Consider the following 16,220-nt stretch of genomic DNA (forward strand, 5'->3'; position numbering starts at 1 on the left):
CATCTACTTATGTAAACATATATACTTCTATATCGTTCCGTTTACAAAGTTTTCAACCAAAAAATTATAACACACGCTAAAAAGACTAACACCCCTTAGACTGTAAATAATGTGCAGGAAACTTTCGACAAAAAATGAATTTCAGCCGTAGAGGCTTTAGGTGTGCGGAAAGTGAGTGGGTTCTCTATAGAAAGTGAATTTAGCAGTCGATTTGAAATTTCAGGAGTCGATCTGGAATCGCTCATAAATCCCAGGAATCGCTCATAAATTCTTCTAATGAAAAAAAACAACCGAGATATTCATCTCAGTTGTCCTTTTTCGTATGTCTTTCCTTTAATGTGGCCAAGATCTCGTCTAAAGGCACCTTCTGCTCCTGCAGCAGAACCAAAACATGATAGAGAAGATCAGAAACTTCCCATTTCAGTTCTTCCGCATCACGATTTTTTGCAGCAATGATTACTTCTCCTGCTTCTTCTCCAACTTTCTTCAGAATCTTATCGACTCCGTGTTCAAAGAGATAGGTTGTGTAAGCACCTTCAGGCATCTCATGCTCTCGTTTAGCGATAATCTCTTGAAGTTCTGTTAAAATTCGATATCGATCAGGGTTTGGCGCATCCACTCGTGCATCCTTCTCATATAGCGTTTCTGAAAAACAACTATATGCACCTGTGTGACAAGCAGGACCTTTGGGCTCTACGAGGACGACCAAAGCATCTTGATCACAATCATAGCGAATGCTTCTTACTTTTTGTGTGTTTCCGGAAGTTTCTCCTTTATGCCATAATTCCTGGCGTGATCTTGAAAAGAATACCGTTTCGCCAATTTCGATTGTTTTTTGTAGCGATTCGCGGTTCATATAAGCGACCGTTAGTACCTCTTTTGATTGAATATCCTGGACTACGGCAGGAATCAGTCCTTTTTCATCAAATTTCAATTTCTCTAAATTCATCGAACAGACACCCCTAACTTTCGCAAATCTGCTTTTACCTCTGTGATCGATGTTTCTTTATAATGAAAGATACTAGCTGCAAGTCCAGCATCTGCTTTTCCAATCGTAAACGCATCACTAAAATGCTCCGAAGATCCTGCTCCGCCTGACGCAATAACTGGAACGGTTACCGCCTCACTCACTGCTTTCGTCAGCTCTAAATTGAAACCAGACTTTTCCCCATCTTTATCCATGCTCGTCAACAGAATTTCTCCAGCACCCCGGTTTACGGCCTCCCGCGCCCATTCAGTGACTTCCCATTGAGTGGGTTTGCGTCCTCCATGTGTATACACACGCCATGATTTTAACTCTTCGTCATACTTAGCATCGATCGCCACAACAATACATTGAGCACCAAAATAATCGGATCCTTCTGTGATCAGTTCTGGTCGCAATACCGCTGCTGTATTTACAGAAACTTTGTCAGCTCCGGCACGTAATACACGTTTCATGTCTTGGAGCTTATTGATACCGCCGCCGACAGTAAATGGTATCGCGAGTTCTGCTGCAACTCGTTCGACAACTTCAACCATCGTGTCCCGTCCTTCATGACTAGCAGAGATATCAAGAAATACGAGCTCGTCCGCTCCTTCTTCATCATAAAATCGTGCTAGTTCAACAGGGTCACCAGCATCGACTAGGTTAAGAAACTGAATGCCTTTAACCACTCTTCCTTCCTTTACGTCTAGACATGGAATGATTCTTTTCGTTAGCATTATTTCACACTTCCTAACGCTTCAGGCAAAGTGAATCGATCTGTATAAAGAGCTTTTCCAATAATGGCACCAGCAATTTTACGTTCATCTGCTTTCAAAGAAACGAGATCATCAAGTGAGCTTACACCACCTGAGGCGATCACTTCTTTTCCAGTGATGCTTGCTAATTCTCCGATTGCTTCAACGTTCGGTCCCTGCAGCATACCGTCTTTTGAGATGTCAGTGAAAATAAACGTTTCCGCACCTTCTTCTACTAATCTTTTCGCTAGATCAACAGCCTTGATATGAGACGTTTCGAGCCATCCTTCTGTTGCTACAAATCCATCACGAGCATCGAGACCGATCGCCACTCTTGATCCACCATATCGCTGTAACGCTTCTCGAACAAACTCTGGATTCGAAACCGCAGCACTACCTAAGATTACCCGGTCAACTCCACCGTCTAGGTAATACGAAACGTCATCCATCGAACGAATTCCTCCACCGATCTGAACTTTTACAGACAGTTCTTTGGCAACACGCAAAACATGCTCGTGATTGATTTTCTTTCCGTCTTTCGCCCCGTCTAGATCTACCATATGAATCCATTCTGCACCTTGATCTGCAAACTGTTTTGCCATATCAAAAGGAGAATCTCCATAGATTGTTTCTTGTTCATAATCCCCTTGCATCAACCTTACGCATTTCCCATTACGCATGTCGATCGCAGGGTACAATACAAATGTATTCATCTTTGTTTTCCCTCCTCAACGAAACGGCAAAAGTTTTTCAGCATGCTCATGCCAGTCTCCGAACTTTTTTCAGGGTGAAACTGCGTACCCATAATCCTGCCACTTCCGACCACAGCTGGAACTTCCACGTCTTCGTATTGTGCGACCGCAGCCAGTACCTCTCTGTTTTCAGTCTGTACAACAAAGGAATGGACGAAATAAACATACCCTTCACCTATACCTTTTACTAACGGCTGATCACTCTGCAAAAAGTTTAAATCGTTCCAGCCCATGTGCGGCACTTTATAGGAGCGCCCTTCACTCGTTTCCCCTGTGAAACGCTCCACTTTCCCTGGAAGTAAACCAAGTCCTTTCGTTAATCCATTCTCACTGCTCTCTTCAAAAAGCAGCTGCATGCCAAGACAGATTCCCATCAAAGGCTTCCCGGCCACCGCCTCATTTTTTATAAAATCAGCTAGCCCCGTCTTCTCGAGCTCTGTCATCGCATCTTTAAAAGAACCAACTCCCGGTAGTAAAAGCCCATCCGTTTTTTGAAGTTCTTCTATATTCCCTGAAAGAATGTAGGGCTGATTGATTCTTTTTAAAGCAGAACAGACAGAGTGAAGATTGCCCATTCCATAGTCAATGATTCCGATCATTTTTATAACATTCCTTTCGTAGAAGGCACTCCTTTTACACGAGGGTCGATCTGTGTAGCTTCATCAAGCGCTTTTGTAAAAGCTTTAAAAATGGCTTCGATAATATGGTGTGTGTTCGCGCCATAATGAACGATCACATGAAGGTTCATTCTCGCTTCCAACGCCAGCTTCCAGAAGAATTCATGAACGAGTTCTGTATCAAACGTTCCTACTTTTTGACTTGGAAATTCTGCACGAAATTCTAGGTGCGGGCGATTGGATAGATCGATCACCACTTGAGCGAGTGTTTCGTCCATCGGGACAAAAGCATTGCCGTACCGCTTGATTCCTCGCTTGTCACCTAGAGCTCCCTGAATCGCTTGGCCAAGGCAGATGCCAACGTCTTCTGTTGTATGATGGTCATCGATCTCCACATCTCCCGCAGCGTTTACCGTAAGATCAAAATGTCCGTGACGTGCGATCGCGTCTAGCATGTGGTTTAGAAATGGGACAGGTGTTTGAATATCTGCTTGTCCTTCTCCGTCAATATTTAGAGATAAGCTGATCTGTGTCTCTTTCGTATTTCTTTCGATCGTATGTTGTCGCAGTTGATTTTCCATCTACTTGTCCTCCAGTCGAACATCAATCGCTCTCGCATGTGCTTCGAGCCCCTCTAGGCGAGCAAAAGCTGATATTTTCTCTCCATTTTCTTTTAGTGCTTGTTCACTGTATCGAATCACGCTTGATTTTTTTGTGAAATCGTCTACGTTAAGCGGACTTGAAAAACGCGCTGTTCCACTTGTCGGAAGAACATGATTGCTTCCTGCAAAATAATCTCCAACAGGTTCTGAGCTATATTCTCCAAGAAAAATGGCACCTGCGTGTTTTATTTTTCCGAGAAGACTCATCGGATCTTTCGTCATGATCTCAAGGTGTTCAGGAGCGATCTGGTTGATCACTTCTGCACCCTCTTCAAGCGAATTCACGATATAGATGCTCCCATGATCCCGGATCGCTTCTATCGCGATATCTTTTCTTGGAAGTTCAGCAAGTTGTAACTCTACTTCCGTTGCAACTTCTTCGGCTAAAACTTTTGACGTTGTTACCAATACCGCTGCAGATCGTGGATCGTGTTCTGCTTGTGATAAAAGGTCTGCCGCAATGTAACGAGCGTTTGCGGTTTCATCCGCAATGACTGCAATTTCGCTCGGACCTGCGATCATATCAATGTCACACACGCCAAAAACCTCGCGTTTTGCTAGCGCAACAAAAATGTTACCCGGCCCAACGATTTTATCCGTTTTAGGGACCGATTCCGTTCCATATGCTAAAGCTCCGATCGCTTGTGCGCCACCGATTTTAAACATCCGTTTAACTCCCGCAATAGAAGCTGCAGCCAACACAGCAGACGGAAGTTTACCGTCTTTTCCTGGTGGTGAAACAAGTAGGATCTCCTCAACGCCCGCAACAACAGCGGGTATGACACCCATCAACACAGATGACGGGTATGCAGCTGTTCCCCCTGGAACGTAAACACCGACTGAATCAAGCGGCGTTACTTTTTGACCTAAAAGTGTTCCATCTTCACGTGTGAAGAACCATGATTGCCGGCGTTGCTTTTCGTGATATTCACGAATGTTATCTGCTGCTTCTGAAATAATTTCTACCATTTTTGAATCAAGAGAGGAGATCGCTTCATCTATTTCGTTTTTTGTTACTTCTAGAGATGAGAGAGATACACCATCAAAAGTTTCCGTATATTGAAAAAGGGCTTTATCACCCTTTGTTTTAACATTTTGTAAAATATCGAGAACTGCTTTTCTCTGTTTCTCCGTGTTTTGTTCAACACTTCTCTCTAAGTTTTTCAGTTCAGTTACGGGTTGTATTTTCATTGAACTTCCTCCTTGCTCTCAACAAGTGTTCGAAGTCGCTCAACAAGATCGTTGATGCGGGCAGCATGTAGTCTATAGCTAGCGGGATTCACGATTAACCTCGATGTAATCTCAGCTATTTTCTCAAGTTCGACAAGACCGTTTTCTTTTAACGTTCGTCCTGTTGAAACAATATCCACGATACGATCTGCTAACCCTATAAGTGGTGCGAGCTCAATCGATCCGTTTAATTTGATCACTTCAACTTGCTGACCCTGCTCTCTAAAATAATGAGAAGCCACATTCGGATACTTTGAAGCGATTTTCGGTGCTACCTTTTGGTCATGTCCATTCGGAAGTCCAGCAACCGCCAGATAGCATTCTGAGATTTTCAGGTCGAGCACCTCATAAACATCACGCTCTTCTTCAAGCATAACATCTTTTCCCGCGATTCCGATATCAGCTACACCATGCTCCACATAAGTCGGAACATCCATCGGTTTAGCCAGAATAAAACGAAGACCTGCTTCCGGTGCATCGATAATTAACTTTCTAGATTCATCAAACTCGGGAGGAAGCGGATATCCGGCTTGTCTGAGAAGATCGACTGCTTCTTCAAATATTCGCCCTTTTGGCATTGCCATCGTTAACACCGTACTCATGAAAAGTCCTCTCCTTGCTGTGTTCCGATTAAATAGTGCACATCATCAAAACACTTGCTGAATTCATCTACATTTTTGACTCCGGAAAGATTCTGCATCACAACATGCTTACCTTCATTACGCTTATCTTTTGCCAACTTCAGTGCTTCTTTTCTGCGCTCATCCGTGTAAAGAATGCAATGTCTCTTTGTATCATCACTTTTGTTTCCGAGCGCTTCTACAAAATAGTCCATTCGAATCGCAAAACCAATAGCGGGTGCTTTTCGGTCAAAACGGCTGAGCAGATCATCATAACGTCCTCCACTCGCAATCGGTGCTCCGATCCCAGCAGCGTACCCTTCAAACACGATTCCGGTGTAATAACTCATGTGACTGAACAACGTAAAATCGAAGACAATATTTTGTACCGCATCGTAATCTTCTAAGAGATTGTACAAGTCCTTTAATTCTTGTAAGGTCTGCTGTCCTCTTCTGTTTGGGTTTAATGAAGATGCTTCATCAAGTACTTCGATCCCGCCTCTTAAGTCCAGCAATTTTAATAAACGCTGTGTATCGATAGAAGAAAGAGGAAGCTTCTTCACATGCGAAGTGTAGCCTACATAATTTTTCTCATTTAAATAACGCAACAAATCAGCTGCTCGGTCATCATTTCCTAAAATATCGGCAAGAAGTTCCTGCACGAACCCTATATGCCCAACGGCTACAGTAAATGCAGCAATGCCGGCCTTTTTAAACACTTCTGACATAAGAGCGAGAGCTTCTGCTTCAGCACTAGCTGTTCCTTCACCGATCAATTCGATACCTACTTGTTCAAATTCAGCCGGCCTTCCCCCTTCTCGCTGTTGAGCTCTGAAAACAGGAGAACTGTATGCGAGGCGAAGCGGGTAAGCAACATGCTTCATACTTGATGATACAACCCTCGCGATCGGGGCTGTCATATCTGGACGCAAAACCAAAGTTTTTCCTTCCATATCAAGCAGCTTAAACAATTGTTGATCTAAAATGGCCGAAGCTTCACCCACAGTATCGTGATATTCCAAAGTAGGAGTCTGGATGAATTGATAACCCCAAGACTCCATCTCTTGTTTGATTCTATTTTTTATATCTTCATTTTTTTGATAAAAGGCAGGAAGTGTATCGCGCATACCTGCGGGTTTTTCAAATACAAACGGTTTTGACATGATCCTTCATCCTTTATTTATGAAATGAATAGATTAAGCATTGTTTTTACTAAAATAAGAGCGGATGTCCGCATGAATATGATAAATGTGAAGCATCAAATTCCACACAAACACTTTAGTTCGCTAATATACTACCATGATAAAGATTTAGTTGTTAGTCTACACGTCCTTGTCGAAACTGTCAACCAATTCAAACAAAATCTAGTTTTCTTATTAAGAGTTAAGAAAAAAGATTTCAGGGAATAGTATGTAAAAATAAATACATAGAAGGGATGGAATGCGTCTTGTTTAATCGCATCTTTTTTATTGCCATCATAATTGGCGTACCGCTATCCGTTATCGGCAGCATCCTGCATTGGCCTGCTGTCTTACTCTTTGTGATCTATTGTGCAACGATAATCGCACTTGCCGGTTATATGGGACGCGCTACTGAAAGTTTAGCTATCATAGCAGGACCGAGAATTGGCGGGTTGCTTAATGCCACTTTTGGTAATGCGGTAGAACTCATTATTTCAATCTTTGCTTTAAAAGCAGGATTGATAAGTGTAGTATTAGCGTCTTTAACAGGTTCTGTACTCGGAAATCTTTTACTAGTTGGAGGTTTGTCATTTTTTATTGGCGGTTTAAAGTATAAACAGCAAAAGTTCAACGTTTATGATGCACGCCATAACGCGGGTCTATTGATTTTTGCTGTAGTAGTCGCTTTTGTTTTCCCTGAGGTCTTTTCTTATAAACTGAACGACGCCGATTCACTCACCTTAAGTGTTTGGGTTTCTGTGATCATGATTATTCTTTATGTTGCCGCACTTTTGTTCAAGCTTGTTACTCACCGAGGTGTCTATCAATCAGAACACGACGTGGCTCATGGGGATGAAACGGCAGAATGGAGCAAGTGGAAAGCTCTTATCGTCCTTGCTCTTGCTACTCTCGCTGTTGCTTATGTTTCTGAAAAGCTCGTCCATACGTTTGAAGAAGTAGGAAGAACACTCGGTTGGAGTGAAGTGTTTATCGGAATCATCATCGTTGCGATTGTTGGTAACGCGGCTGAACATGCTTCAGCGATCATCATGGCTTATAAGAATAAGATGAATGTTGCTGTAGAGATCGCAATCGGCTCAACGCTTCAGATCGCGATGTTTGTCGCTCCCTTGCTCGTATTGGTATCTTTGTTTTTTGAAAAATCAATGGCACTCGTCTTTACGCTTCCTGAACTTGTAGCGATGGTCCTAGCTGTATTCTTAACGATATCATTAACAAGTGATGGCGATACGAACTGGTTTGAAGGGCTTACCCTTCTTGCAGCCTATTTGATCATGGGAGTTGGTTTTTACCTTTTATAAAGGCGGCTTTCGTATTCATTGTTGTTTATGAAAATAGTTGATTTCCATTCCAGGTTGCTCGCTTTCCGCGGGGCAGGCGGTGAGCCACATTCGTACGTTTCACTTTTAAGTGTCTCACCTGCCCGCCTGTCCTAGCCGAGAGTCTCACACCTTACTTTCCAATCAACAGTCAAAGAAGTAAAAAAATTTAAACACCACAAAAAAAGCGTTGAAAAAAGACGGTAATATATGTTGTAGAACACCAGTGCAGGATATCATCCTCACTGGTTTTTTTATGTGAAACAAGCAAAATAGGAATAAATATAGGAAAACTTTGATAAAGTTTACAATAGAGGACAAGTTTAAGGTGGGTGTGATGATGGCGGATTATTTAACGATCGGATCTTTTCCAGTAAAGATGGTTTGGCTAGCAATCTTAGGATCAGCGTTGATCGCATATGGCATCTTGTATGTAAAAGTAAGAGAAGAACCTGACAAAAAGCAGCTGTTAGACGTATTGAGTAATGGGGTCGGGATTTTTCTACTGGTTTGGAAGTTTAGTTATGCTTTTCTCCATCCGCTATTAATTCTTAAACATCCGTTAAGTATCTTGTACTTCAATGGAGGAGAAACAGGTATTGTTCTCGGTATCATCTTTTCAATTCTTTATGTTCTATGGGCTGCAGGAAAACGTGAGCTTGATAGAAGCAGAGTATTTTTTATCGGAATATTAGGGTTAACTCTATTTTTCGCCGCGTATTATGGCGCACATTTTGCTTCAACCACCCTTTTTGCTGACGGGTTGATCTCATTGTTCTTTTTGATCTTGTCGAGCTACTTATATACGAAGGGTTCGTTTGAAATAAGAAAAACTGTTTTGTCTATGTTAGTCACAGCACTCTTCTTTTCCGTTCTAACGAATTCCCCGCTCGGTGGACAAAAAACGAATAATGAAACAGTAGAGGCGGCATCCTATGGAATCAAAACAGGTGACCGAGCACCAGATTTTGAATTAAAAACGATTGAAGGCGAAACCGTAAGACTGTCGGATCTTAAAGGTAAGGTCGTGTTCGTAAATCTTTGGGCAACATGGTGTCCACCTTGTCGTGCGGAAATGCCTGAAATGGTACGTTTCTATAGAGACCACTCTTCTAAGAAAGTTGAAATCTTAGCTGTAAACTTAACAGACAGTGACTCCGAGAAGGAAGTAAAAAAGTTTGCGCAAGCGTACAAGCTGAACTTCCCCGTTTTATTAGATCCAGACGGTAAAGTTGGAAATACGTACAAAACGGTCACGATTCCAACTACTTTTATAATTAATAAAAAGGGAATCATCGAGCAAAAACATATCGGCCCGATGAGCTACGAGATGATGGAAGAATTTTATCGATCTGCGAAGTAACAATTTCACATAAAATGAAGGATCATTAGCTATTAGAAGATGCTAATGACCCTTTTTTTATTTCTTTTCGAACAAATAAAGCTTCGCGTTTTCTGGTCTGCCTAACCTCGGACCTTTAAATCCTCTCTTAATCAGTTCTTTTCTCATAAATAACATGAGTCCACCATGACTTACGATTAGTGCATTTTCTTGGTTCTCTTCTAATATACGGTCGACGATCTTGGAAACACGCATTTCAACATCGGTCCTGCGCTCTAGCTGTGATTTATGGTTAAAGAACCATGCTGTTCGAATGCAAAGAGGATAAAGAATCATTGGAATTTTAATATTTCTTTTAAAAAACGGATAGACGGGGATCTCACGAAGATCATCTGTCCTTATCAGGTCACCTCTATAAATTTTCCCTGCTGTATATTCCGCACGACGAACTGTACTTGAATAGCATGTATTCCAGTTGATCCCCCCTAGGTCAACGTTAGTTTCTTCCACATCAGACGCTTCGTATTCTTTCAACCACTGATCAAATTCAGATGGTGTTATCCATTTTTCAGTCGGGTAGCCTCGTTTTACTTTGAAATGACGTACCATTCCTACCTTCATCACTGATCACCGCTTTCTCTTTGTGTATGGTGCGTATTTTCTGCGATTTCTTTTAGTGCTCTCGCTCGTCCCACTAGAAAATTCGTCATATACCTTTCTAAGAACAACCAATCTGCTAATCTTCCAATCACGCCAAACGGAGACTTATATTGAAAATGATCAACCATGACGGTTCCGTTCTTCTTCTGTTCGAAAGTATGGGTATGCACGAATGAATGGAAAGCACCCTTTACCATCACATCTACGAACATATGAGGTCTTTCCATCTCAATAATCTTTGCAGTCAATCTTTGTCTCACTCCAAGATGAACGGCTTCCCACGTTACATGATCTCCTTTTTCCATATAACCTGACGTTACTCCTCCCACCGCTCTTTCTCCTGTATGCGAAGTTGTTTCAGTATGTATATCTACGTTTCGCGAAAGATCAAAGCAGACTTCAGCAGAAGCTTGTACAAATTCTCGATGTATAATTGTAGGCATATAATAATGACTCTCTTTCTTATGATGTAAAAAACAACACCTCATAAGATGAGGTGCTCTACAGGATATGATTCTTTAACTATTCTCTGTATAGAATGAAATTCCTTCACTGGCATGTTCACTATAAAACGTGAGCAGATCAGGCATTGAATGATAACTTCTATAATCTTCCGTCATACCAAACACATCTTTTGTATAAAGCGTTCCGAGTTGTTCTTTCTTATCAAATAGGATTAGCCCGTAAACATCTCTGAACGTAAAGATGATCGGGTAGCCCTTGTGTAAGTCGCTCTTAAACTGCTCCTTGCTGTGAATCGGTCGTAATAATGATTTCTCTGGATAAAGCGATCCTAAAAACCAAAGCTTCACTCTCTCTTTTATCCCCATATCCGTCACCCCGCTTATACCATCATATGCGGATGCTGTTATGATGAGTGAAAGCATTTAAAGGTTTTTTTCCAATACGATTTTATGAAGTCCCTCTTTATTGGTATACGTTTCCATCACATCAAACCCATTTTTTATATTTAATAGTAGCATCCCGCGCCACTTATTCATCGTTTTCGTTCGAACAACAGAATACCCTTTCGCCTTTAGATACTCATGTTGCTTATTTAATAGCTTTGAAGCTATTCCTTGTACTCTATAAGCGGGATCGACCCCACCTAGCCAACTATAATAGGTGCTACGATCGATTTCATAGCCCATTTTATAACCAACTACCTTCTTATGGTGTATGGCTGTAAAGATCGTTAGCCGATGCTTCAATTTCATATTAACAAGAAGATCGGCGTTTGATGAACCAAAGATTACTTCATGTAGCTGTAGTATTCTCTTCAATGTTTCCTCTTCTGGTACTCCTTCGAAAAGGATGTATTCCATTTTATTTCCTCCTCTACCCGTGCTCACACTCTAACAAAAAAACTGACCAAAATCTGCAAATAAATCTGCTATTTTGGTCAGTCCATATCCTCACTATTAACTTACTAATCTTTTCGTTTCTTCAAACTCTTCTTGAATGCTTGCACTTGGTGCTTTAGTCAACAAGCTAACGACCACGATCGTTATTGTACATGCGATAAAACCAGGAATGATCTCATACACTTCGGCCATAGCCGGAATAAGTTCCCATACGATAACGGTAACAGCCCCTACAACGATACCAGCAAAAGCCGACCATTTCGTCATTCTCTTCCAATATAGACTCAGCAAGACGACTGGTCCGAATGCTGCACCAAATCCAGCCCATGCATAACCAACTAGATTTAAAATCGTTTCACTTGGGTTAACGGCCATCACAAAAGCAATTACAGCTACAGCCAAAACCGCTAGACGCCCTATGAAAACAAGCTCTTTATCAGATGCTGAACGTTTGACGAACGCTTTATAAAAATCCTCTGTCAAAGCACTCGATGTTACGAGCAGTTGAGAAGAAATCGTACTCATAACTGCTGCTAAGATAGCAGCTAACAAAAAGCCCGTAATGATCGGATGGAACAATACTTCAGATAATAAGATAAATACCGTTTCCGCTTTCTCTTTCCCTAAAGGAGCACCGGTTTGATTGAAGTAAGCAATTCCGACTAAACCTGTAAACATCGCTCCAACGATAGAGAAAATCATCCAGCCCATTCCGATGCGTCTCGCGCTCTTCATCTCTTTTACAGACGAGATCGCCATAAAACGAACGATAATGTGCGGCTGTCCGAAGTATCCTAATCCCCATGCTAACAAGGAGATGATACCGATCAAGCTTGTCCCAGTAAACGCATCGAGCAATGTTGGACTGATGCTTTCAATCTCATTAAACGACGCATCCCATCCACCAACTTTCAAGATGGTAACGACGGGAACTAAGATTAATGCTACAAACATAATCGCTCCTTGTACGAAATCGGTGTAGCTTACCGCTAAGAAACCGCCGAATAATGTATAAATAATAACTACTCCAGCTGTAAGCAAGATTCCCCACATGTAGTTCAGACCAAATGCTGTCTCAAACAATTGTCCGCCAGCAACCATTCCAGAGGACGTATAAAAAGTAAAGAAGATTACGATGATCACAGCAGATGTAATTCGCAGAATGCGAGATGTATCTTTAAATCGGTTCTCGAAATAATCCGGAATCGTGATTGAGTTGTTCGCTACCTCTGTATACGTTCGTAGACGAGGTGCTACAAATAGCCAGTTTAGATAAGCTCCTGCACACAATCCTACAACGATCCATCCAGCACTCAAACCAGATACGTACATGGCACCTGGAAGACCCATCAACAACCAACCGCTCATATCTGATGCACCTGCACTAAGTGCGGTAACAGCTGGTCCAAGATTTCTTCCGCCAAGCATGTAATCCGTAAGGTTGTCGGTCTTTCGGTACGCATAAAGCCCGATCAGCACCATCCCAATCATGTACACACTAATTGAAAAAATGACTCCATAATCCATATTCAGTTTTCCTCCTGCCTTTTCTTGTTGTAAAAACGCTTTCAATATTTTTAAAATTTAAAAAAGGAACATTTTTATTATAAATACATTTTTCGACAAAAGAAATAGATTTTTTTTGGAAAGGAATCTAGTAATGGAGCTTGTTAGCTGTCAAAACAAGGTGGCATGGCACATAAGGACGTATCAATCCAGAAGTTTTGGTGTTGAATCCAAAAGTTTCTGCATTCAATCCAGAAGTTTTGGTGCTGAATCCACGAGTTTTGGCTATTTATCCACGATTCTGCAACCCTCGACAAATTTCGCAGTATGTCGCTAGCCCCTAAACCTCTTACTCGCCATCCCCCACTCCCCTTATACATCAAAAAAACTGGTACCCATTCATAAGACGATTGGGCGCCAGTTTTTAATCACTTTATAATTTTTTTCGTCTTAAACGTTTGACCTTTACAAATTGATTCGTAAATTGATCCAGCTCTTCGTCTCGGTAGATGTAGAAGAACCTATGGTGATGACCATCTTTCATTTCGGCCAGATCACACTTCATATAATGATCCAGTTCCTGTCGTGTCAGTTCGACCGTATACATCTTACCATGACTCGGAATATCCAGTTGGATCTCTTCTAAAAAATGGAGTTCTTTAAATAAATAAATAGAAGTATCAAGGAGAAATTCACAGATTAAATCTTCTGTTCCAAAGTAGTGTTGAAAATGTTCGCGTGTAAACGCAATATGAGGTACGTTTCGTTTGTAGGTAGAATAGTCGCCATAAAAAACCAGCTTTGCACGTTTGCTTTGTAGTTCGTAATGCTTAACAAGGCCATGACCTTTCATTTTTGACACAGCTGTCCGGAAACGGTAGGTATCGCGAGCAGCCAGTTGTTCGGACTTATTTTGAGGATGAGATGCTTTCGGTGCATGCTGAGACTGACAGTTGTCTTCAACGAGGTGTCCAATTTTAAACGTGTTTTTCATAAATACGATCGAGAATGATTTCCTTCTCATAGTATGCGCCTCCAGCTTTCGCTTTTTTGCCTGTTTTAAGTATACGACGAAAAACAAGAAAACCCAAGAGGGGAACTTACGACAAATTTCTAGCTTTCCATTTCCCTCTTCGATCGTTCTTCTTTCGTGTAGATGACCTGCATCGGATTACCACCAACGAAAGATCCTTCTGGGACATTTTTGTGGACGAGCGTTCCAGCTGATACGATCGCACCGTGACCGATCGTAACGCCTGGGAGGATCGTAGAGTTCGCACCGATCATCACTTCGTCGCCCACGATTACGTCACCCAAACGGTATTCTTTTATTAAATATTCATGAGCTAATATCGTTGTATTATAGCCGATCACACAGTTCTTCCCTACTGATATGCGTTCTGGATACATGATGTCCGGCATGACCATCAACGCGAATGCCGTTCCTTCTCCGACCTTCATCTTTAGAAAAGTACGGTATATCCAATTTTTCATCGGTAAGAATGGCGTGTATCGAGCCACTTGTATCGCTATGAAATTCTTAACCACTTTCCAGAACGGAACGGTGTCATACACTTGGTACAACGAGTTTCTTCCTTTAACCGGATAACGCTCAGTATTTCGCAATTATCTCTCTCCTAAAACATCCAGCAAATCCGTCATTTCATTCAGCATGAAGTCTGGATTAAACTGCTGCAAATAATCGTTGCCGCGAATGGTCCAGGCTACACCAGCCGTTTGTGTGCCAGCGTTCTGTCCTGCAAGAATATCGTACTTGCTGTCGCCTACCATGATCGCTTGTTCTGGTGTTGAACCTAGTAAGGTTAGTGCTTTTTGAACAGGCTCTGGATCTGGCTTCGCGTTTTTCACGTCATCCAGCGTAACAACCGTTTGAAAAAATTGATCAAGACCAACAAGGCGTAAGCCCATCTCGACTGTATTTCTCATTTTTGTAGTTACGATACCCAGTTTATAGCCCTTTTTATACAATTCTTCTACCGTTTCAAAAACTCCTTCAAACTCTGTAACCAATTCATCATGATGTGAGATGTTATGTTCACGGTATGTTTGGACTAAGTCAGATACTTTTTCTTTATCGAACTGCTCCATCGTCTCAACGAGCGGCATCCCCATAAACGGCAAGATACTCTCACGATTGTATTGCTCTGGAAAATGCTTATCCAATGTGTATAGAAAAGAAGCGATGATCAGTTCGTTCGTATTGATTAATGTTCCGTCAAGATCAAATAGTATGGTGTTGCGTTTCATGTTGTCGTTCCTTTCTTGTTAAACGATTTTTCCGTTCAAGCTTGTTCCATACGTATGCTACTAATACGGTAAGAACGATTGCTGTCACTACTCGAATGATCAACAGCGGCAGAACCGGAATGCCTAATGGTACAAAAACAAGTGTATCCTCAACAACAGCATGGCAGCTTACGAGAAAGATAAAAGCTAGATACAGATCTTTCTTTGAGACGCCATCCTCTTTTGCAGCCTGCATCATCACACCTGCTCCATATGCAAGACCGATCGTAAGACCAGCTGCCATCGTCATGGACGTATTCTCTTTCATTCCAAGAAGTTTCATAGCTGGAGCCATCCAGTTCGAAAACTTATTCAACCATCCTTTGTCCTTCATATATTGCATGATAATCATGAGCGGTATGACGATAAGTGCGAGTTGCAGAATACCGAGTGAAGCTTTTTCAAGAGCGGTGAGCGTGATCTCTCCCCAGCCGTTCGGAGCTGCTTCGGGCTTTGAGATAAAACCATACTGTGCTTTTTCTGTTCCGCCATCCCATAAAAGATTAATCATAAAAGCAGAAAAGAGGGCCAAGCCAATTCGCACGAGCAGAATCACCCACAACTTGATCCCTACACTTGCTGCCACACCAGACTCTATAAACAAGTTGTGAGAAAACGAAAGCATAACAGCGAGAATGAATACATCTTGCACGGTTAAAGAATCGAGGGTCAGAATACCCCCGATTCCTGCATATAGATTTAGAAAATTACCGAGAACGAGCGGGATCGCCGCTTCACCCGGAAGTCCGATCCATTTCATAGCCGGTGCTAAAACAGAGATCAACCAATCTAACACCGGTGTGTGACTCAACAGTGTGATGAGTAAAGTGACAGGAAAAATAATCTTCCCGAGCGTCCAAGTGGTTTTCAAGCCTGCAAGTGTGCCTTTTTTTAACGTTTCCACTCTTCATTCGCCT

General features: G+C 41.8%; 19 protein-coding genes. 2 read left to right on the forward strand and 17 right to left on the reverse strand.

Features of this window, described 5'->3' with window-relative positions:
* Positions 1–304: 304 nt before the first annotated feature.
* Genes hisIE through I5J82_RS13510 form a run of 8 tightly spaced genes read right to left on the reverse strand, consistent with a single transcriptional unit; the run spans position 305 to position 6,766 of the window.
* Positions 305–949, reverse strand: coding sequence for a bifunctional phosphoribosyl-AMP cyclohydrolase/phosphoribosyl-ATP diphosphatase HisIE (gene hisIE / locus I5J82_RS13475; protein WP_198768258.1), 645 nt, complete (start codon positions 947–949; stop codon positions 305–307).
* Positions 946–1,704 (reverse strand): imidazole glycerol phosphate synthase subunit HisF, encoded by a 759-nt coding sequence (gene hisF, locus I5J82_RS13480; RefSeq protein WP_197189760.1) that lies wholly within the window; start codon positions 1,702–1,704, stop codon positions 946–948. The genes hisIE and hisF overlap by 4 nt, the downstream gene beginning before the upstream one ends.
* Entirely contained in the window at positions 1,704–2,435 is a 732-nt protein-coding gene (gene hisA / locus I5J82_RS13485) for a 1-(5-phosphoribosyl)-5-[(5-phosphoribosylamino)methylideneamino]imidazole-4-carboxamide isomerase (RefSeq protein ID WP_198768259.1), read from the reverse strand. Before hisA ends, hisF begins: the two co-directional genes overlap by 1 nt.
* A complete protein-coding gene (gene hisH, locus I5J82_RS13490; RefSeq protein ID WP_198768260.1) occupies positions 2,432–3,073 on the reverse strand; it encodes an imidazole glycerol phosphate synthase subunit HisH in 642 nt (213 codons plus the stop codon). Before hisH ends, hisA begins: the two co-directional genes overlap by 4 nt.
* 2 nt (positions 3,074–3,075) lie before the next feature.
* Complete coding sequence (hisB, locus tag I5J82_RS13495; protein WP_269819574.1) at positions 3,076–3,672, reverse strand: imidazoleglycerol-phosphate dehydratase HisB; 597 nt, start codon at positions 3,670–3,672, stop codon at positions 3,076–3,078.
* Positions 3,673–4,944: a histidinol dehydrogenase gene (gene hisD / locus I5J82_RS13500; RefSeq protein ID WP_198768261.1), complete on the reverse strand. Its 1,272-nt coding sequence runs from the start codon at positions 4,942–4,944 to the stop codon at positions 3,673–3,675.
* The gene (hisG, locus tag I5J82_RS13505; protein WP_198768262.1) at positions 4,941–5,585 is read right to left on the reverse strand and encodes an ATP phosphoribosyltransferase; all 645 of its coding nucleotides are present in this window, start codon (positions 5,583–5,585) and stop codon (positions 4,941–4,943) included. Before hisG ends, hisD begins: the two co-directional genes overlap by 4 nt.
* A complete protein-coding gene (locus tag I5J82_RS13510) occupies positions 5,582–6,766 on the reverse strand; it encodes an ATP phosphoribosyltransferase regulatory subunit (protein WP_198768263.1) in 1,185 nt (394 codons plus the stop codon). The genes hisG and I5J82_RS13510 overlap by 4 nt, the downstream gene beginning before the upstream one ends.
* Before the next feature lie 284 nt (positions 6,767–7,050).
* On the opposite strand from I5J82_RS13510, the gene cax reads away from it, so the two are divergent.
* Both cax and I5J82_RS13520 read left to right on the forward strand, forming a co-directional pair.
* Entirely contained in the window at positions 7,051–8,106 is a 1,056-nt protein-coding gene (cax, locus tag I5J82_RS13515; RefSeq protein WP_198768264.1) for a calcium/proton exchanger, read from the forward strand.
* Positions 8,107–8,464: 358 nt separating this feature from the next.
* Positions 8,465–9,487, forward strand: coding sequence for a redoxin domain-containing protein (locus I5J82_RS13520; RefSeq protein ID WP_198768265.1), 1,023 nt, complete (start codon positions 8,465–8,467; stop codon positions 9,485–9,487).
* Positions 9,488–9,544: 57 nt separating this feature from the next.
* On the opposite strand, the gene I5J82_RS13525 is transcribed toward I5J82_RS13520, so the two are convergent.
* The 9 genes from I5J82_RS13525 to I5J82_RS13565 form a co-directional block, all read right to left on the reverse strand.
* Complete coding sequence (locus I5J82_RS13525; RefSeq protein WP_198768266.1) at positions 9,545–10,087, reverse strand: histidine phosphatase family protein; 543 nt, start codon at positions 10,085–10,087, stop codon at positions 9,545–9,547.
* Positions 10,087–10,569 carry an SRPBCC family protein gene (locus I5J82_RS13530; protein ID WP_198768267.1) on the reverse strand — a complete coding sequence of 161 codons (483 nt, stop codon included), beginning with the start codon at positions 10,567–10,569 and terminating at the stop codon, positions 10,087–10,089. Before I5J82_RS13530 ends, I5J82_RS13525 begins: the two co-directional genes overlap by 1 nt.
* Before the next feature lie 75 nt (positions 10,570–10,644).
* A complete protein-coding gene (locus tag I5J82_RS13535) occupies positions 10,645–10,956 on the reverse strand; it encodes a hypothetical protein (protein WP_198768268.1) in 312 nt (103 codons plus the stop codon).
* A gap of 57 nt (positions 10,957–11,013) precedes the next feature.
* Positions 11,014–11,451: a GNAT family N-acetyltransferase gene (locus tag I5J82_RS13540; RefSeq protein ID WP_198768269.1), complete on the reverse strand. Its 438-nt coding sequence runs from the start codon at positions 11,449–11,451 to the stop codon at positions 11,014–11,016.
* 96 nt (positions 11,452–11,547) lie between these two features.
* On the reverse strand, positions 11,548–13,017 hold the full coding sequence (gene putP, locus I5J82_RS13545) for a sodium/proline symporter PutP (protein WP_198768270.1): 1,470 nt from the start codon (positions 13,015–13,017) through the stop codon (positions 11,548–11,550).
* A gap of 412 nt (positions 13,018–13,429) precedes the next feature.
* Positions 13,430–14,020 carry a hypothetical protein gene (locus I5J82_RS13550; protein WP_198768271.1) on the reverse strand — a complete coding sequence of 197 codons (591 nt, stop codon included), beginning with the start codon at positions 14,018–14,020 and terminating at the stop codon, positions 13,430–13,432.
* Between the two features lie 89 nt (positions 14,021–14,109).
* Positions 14,110–14,622: an acyltransferase gene (locus I5J82_RS13555; RefSeq protein ID WP_198768272.1), complete on the reverse strand. Its 513-nt coding sequence runs from the start codon at positions 14,620–14,622 to the stop codon at positions 14,110–14,112.
* Positions 14,623–15,264: a pyrophosphatase PpaX gene (gene ppaX, locus I5J82_RS13560; RefSeq protein ID WP_198768273.1), complete on the reverse strand. Its 642-nt coding sequence runs from the start codon at positions 15,262–15,264 to the stop codon at positions 14,623–14,625. It abuts the gene before it with no gap.
* The gene (locus I5J82_RS13565; RefSeq protein WP_198768274.1) at positions 15,239–16,207 is read right to left on the reverse strand and encodes a nucleoside recognition domain-containing protein; all 969 of its coding nucleotides are present in this window, start codon (positions 16,205–16,207) and stop codon (positions 15,239–15,241) included. Before I5J82_RS13565 ends, ppaX begins: the two co-directional genes overlap by 26 nt.
* Positions 16,208–16,220 lie beyond the last annotated feature (13 nt).

This window comes from Fictibacillus halophilus, from assembly GCF_016401385.1.
Classification (GTDB): Bacteria; Bacillota; Bacilli; order Bacillales; family Fictibacillaceae; genus Fictibacillus; species Fictibacillus halophilus.

What these genes read in the sequence shown, in the direction of transcription:
- hisD (WP_198768261.1), bottom strand. Translation starts at nt 4,944, where the DNA reads ATGAAAATACAACCCGTAACTGAACTGAAAAACTTAGAGAGAAGTGTT.
- I5J82_RS13540 (WP_198768269.1), bottom strand. Translation starts at nt 11,451, where the DNA reads ATGGAATACATCCTTTTCGAAGGAGTACCAGAAGAGGAAACATTGAAG.
- I5J82_RS13535 (WP_198768268.1), bottom strand. Translation starts at nt 10,956, where the DNA reads ATGGGGATAAAAGAGAGAGTGAAGCTTTGGTTTTTAGGATCGCTTTAT.
- I5J82_RS13530 (WP_198768267.1), bottom strand. Translation starts at nt 10,569, where the DNA reads ATGCCTACAATTATACATCGAGAATTTGTACAAGCTTCTGCTGAAGTC.
- hisF (WP_197189760.1), bottom strand. Translation starts at nt 1,704, where the DNA reads ATGCTAACGAAAAGAATCATTCCATGTCTAGACGTAAAGGAAGGAAGA.
- I5J82_RS13520 (WP_198768265.1), top strand. Translation starts at nt 8,465, where the DNA reads ATGGCGGATTATTTAACGATCGGATCTTTTCCAGTAAAGATGGTTTGG.
- I5J82_RS13525 (WP_198768266.1), bottom strand. Translation starts at nt 10,087, where the DNA reads ATGAAGGTAGGAATGGTACGTCATTTCAAAGTAAAACGAGGCTACCCG.
- hisB (WP_269819574.1), bottom strand. Translation starts at nt 3,672, where the DNA reads ATGGAAAATCAACTGCGACAACATACGATCGAAAGAAATACGAAAGAG.
- I5J82_RS13550 (WP_198768271.1), bottom strand. Translation starts at nt 14,020, where the DNA reads ATGAGAAGGAAATCATTCTCGATCGTATTTATGAAAAACACGTTTAAA.
- I5J82_RS13510 (WP_198768263.1), bottom strand. Translation starts at nt 6,766, where the DNA reads ATGTCAAAACCGTTTGTATTTGAAAAACCCGCAGGTATGCGCGATACA.
- putP (WP_198768270.1), bottom strand. Translation starts at nt 13,017, where the DNA reads ATGGATTATGGAGTCATTTTTTCAATTAGTGTGTACATGATTGGGATG.
- hisH (WP_198768260.1), bottom strand. Translation starts at nt 3,073, where the DNA reads ATGATCGGAATCATTGACTATGGAATGGGCAATCTTCACTCTGTCTGT.
- hisA (WP_198768259.1), bottom strand. Translation starts at nt 2,435, where the DNA reads ATGAATACATTTGTATTGTACCCTGCGATCGACATGCGTAATGGGAAA.
- hisG (WP_198768262.1), bottom strand. Translation starts at nt 5,585, where the DNA reads ATGAGTACGGTGTTAACGATGGCAATGCCAAAAGGGCGAATATTTGAA.
- ppaX (WP_198768273.1), bottom strand. Translation starts at nt 15,264, where the DNA reads ATGAAACGCAACACCATACTATTTGATCTTGACGGAACATTAATCAAT.
- hisIE (WP_198768258.1), bottom strand. Translation starts at nt 949, where the DNA reads ATGAATTTAGAGAAATTGAAATTTGATGAAAAAGGACTGATTCCTGCC.